This window comes from Gallintestinimicrobium propionicum, from assembly GCF_025567525.1.
Taxonomy (GTDB): domain Bacteria; phylum Bacillota; class Clostridia; order Lachnospirales; family Lachnospiraceae; genus Gallintestinimicrobium; species Gallintestinimicrobium propionicum.
This window is the reverse complement of the sequence record NZ_JAOQJY010000050.1, coordinates 1-1,696: the sequence shown is the minus strand read 5'-3', so window position 1 is coordinate 1,696 and position 1,696 is coordinate 1. Positions and strand designations below refer to the sequence as shown.

General features: G+C 55.1%; 2 protein-coding genes. Both read left to right on the top strand.

Features of this window, described 5'->3' with window-relative positions; genetic code table 11:
* Positions 1-275 (top strand): DUF3851 domain-containing protein (locus OCV62_RS18060; protein ID WP_262588382.1); only part of this gene is annotated, 275 nt, incomplete at its 5' end.
* Positions 268-1,696 (top strand): CD1108 family mobile element protein (locus tag OCV62_RS18055; protein WP_262588381.1); only part of this gene is annotated, 1,429 nt, incomplete at its 3' end. The genes OCV62_RS18060 and OCV62_RS18055, both read left to right, overlap by 8 nt.

The following is a 1,696-nucleotide window of genomic DNA, read 5'->3' as shown; positions in this document are numbered from 1 at the left end:
AGTGCCGCACGGCGGCAGATCAGGCAGCCGAACTGAATGAGACCGGTCAGGTGGGGCTGCTCCGTCTGGCAGAGGTCTGGAGCGCCATCCGTGCCAAGGAAGGTATGGGAGGTCTGGTTCTGGAAGGAACCGAAGCGAAGATCCTGTCCGATGTGGTGGCACAGTTTTATGCCTACCTGTCCGGCTGTATGTTCAACGATCCTGTGGGAATGGCCATTTATGCAGAGCTGCACTACATGATGTCCTCCCTCATGCTGGGAGAATGGTTTGAATAAGGAGCCGCGCCTGCGCTTTACTGATGAGGAACGGTCTGACCCTGCACTGGAAAAGCCAATCCATAAAGCGGAGAAAGCTGCGGCCAGAGCAGATAAGGCGCAGGCCAATATCCCAAAGAAAAAGGTCAGGCAGACGGTCATTGACCCGGATACCGGAAAAAAGACCTCGAAGCTGACCTTTGAGGACAAGAAAAAGCCACCTTCCAAAGTTTCTCAAGGAGTCAGGGAAGCTCCCGTCCATCTGGTCGCGGGCAAGTTCCACAAAGAGATCCGGGAAACAGAGCAGGACAATGTGGGCGTGGAAAGCGCCCACAAGTCCGAGGAGGCGGTGGAGACTGGCGCTTATCTGGTGCGGGAGGGCTATCGCAGCCACAAGCTGAAGCCGTACCGCAAAGCAGCCCAGGCAGAGCGCCAACTGGAAAAGGCAAATGTAAATGTTCTGTACCAGAAATCTTTGCAGGAAAATCCCCAGTTTGCCAGCAACCCTCTTTCCCGCTGGCAGCAAAAGCAGGCCATCAAAAAGCAGTATGCCGCCGCCAAACACGCCGGACAGACTGCCGGAAATACCGCCCAGGCTGCTTCAAAAACCGGAAAAGCCGCAAGGACGGTGAAAGAAAAGGCACAGCAGGCAGGGGCGTTCGTCATGCGCCACAAGAAGGGTTTCCTGATGGCAGGGGTTTTGTTCCTCATTACCTGTATGCTGATGAATACCATGTCCTCCTGCTCCATGATGGCGCAGAGCATCGGTTCCGTTCTCTCCGGAACTACCTATCCGTCGGATGACCCGGAAATGCTGGCAGTGGAGGCAGATTATGCAGCCAGAGAAGTCCAGTTGCAGGAGGAAATCGACAACATTGAAAGCAGTCACCCAGGGTATGACGAGTATCGCTATGACCTTGGTATGATCGGCCATGACCCTCATGAGCTGGCAGCATTTCTGTCTGCCGTCTTGCAAGGTTACACCCAACAGAGCGCTCAGGCAGAGCTGGCGCGTGTGTTTGCAGCACAGTATCAGCTGACGCTTACTGAGGAAGTGGAGATTCGCTACCGCACGGAGACCTCCACCGACCCGGAGACCGGCGAGACCACCTCAGAAGAAGTCCCCTATGAGTATTACATTTTGAATGTGAAACTCACCAGCAAGCCCATTTCCGCTGTGGCGTCGGAGTTACTGACCCCGGAGCAGATGGAAATGTATCAAGTTTACCGGCAGACCATGGGCAATAAGCCGCTGTTGTTTGGCGGTGGTTCCCCTGACATGAGCAATTCCGAGGACTTGACCGGTGTACAGTTTGTAAATGGAACCCGTCCCGGAAATCCGCAGTTGGTGGAGTTGGCCAAGCGTCAGGTCGGCAATGTGGGCGGCTATCCTTATTGGAGCTGGTATGGCTTTGACAGCCGCGTGGAGTGGTGCGCCTGCT